Origin of the sequence: Mesorhizobium sp. M7A.F.Ca.ET.027.03.2.1 (genome assembly GCF_003999175.1) — a bacterium.
Classification (GTDB): Bacteria; Pseudomonadota; Alphaproteobacteria; order Rhizobiales; family Rhizobiaceae; genus Mesorhizobium.
Map to the genome: position 1 here is coordinate 1 of NZ_RZOM01001767.1, position 617 is coordinate 617.

The 617-nt window shown below is 64.8% G+C and carries 1 protein-coding gene and 1 pseudogene; one reads left to right on the top strand and one right to left on the bottom strand.

Going from position 1 to position 617, the window contains the following annotated elements:
- Window positions 1-378: pseudogene (locus EN750_RS37940) on the top strand (ribonuclease E/G); the annotation flags it as partial.
- 101 nt (window positions 379-479) lie between these two features.
- On the opposite strand, the gene EN750_RS37945 reads toward EN750_RS37940, so the two are convergent.
- On the bottom strand, window positions 480-617 hold a 138-nt coding region (locus tag EN750_RS37945; RefSeq protein WP_189526846.1), incomplete at its 5' end, for a glutaminase.

Consider the following 617-nt stretch of genomic DNA (forward strand, 5'->3'; position numbering starts at 1 on the left):
GTCGTTGCTGCACCAGCCGAAGAGCCGGTGGCGCTTGCCCCGGCCAATGACGACGCGCCGAGCACGGAGAAGCCGAAGAAGCCACGTCGCGCGGCCAAGCCAAAGAAGGCCGCGGCCGAAATTGTCGCCGATGAGCCGGCTGCGGAGGTGGAAGCACCGGTCGACACGCCGGTCACGGCATCCGACGAGGCAGCCATCGCTTCTGTCGAGGAGGCACCGAAGGCCCGCTCGTCGCGGCGCAAGCCGGCGGCGGCGAATGCGCCGGCCGAGCCGGTCGTGTCTTCGATCGTCGCGGAAGAGCCCGCGGCCAAGGCCGAGGACAAGACCGAGGACAAGCCGAAGCGCGGCGGCTGGTGGCAGCGGAAGGGCTTTTTCTAAGCCTTTCAATCGCATGAGCTAGTTCTTTGACAAAAAAATCCCGCGCCGTCTCGAAGACGGCGCGGGATTTTCTTATCTGGCGCTATGGCGGATCGCGAAGGCTACGGCGCGAAGATCGACCAGTTCATCATCCTGGCAAGCTTTTCCAGCGCGATCGACCCCAGCTTGGAGTTGCCGTTGGCATTGAGACCTGGCGACCAGACGGCAAGCGACGCCACGCCCGGCACGATGCCCAATAT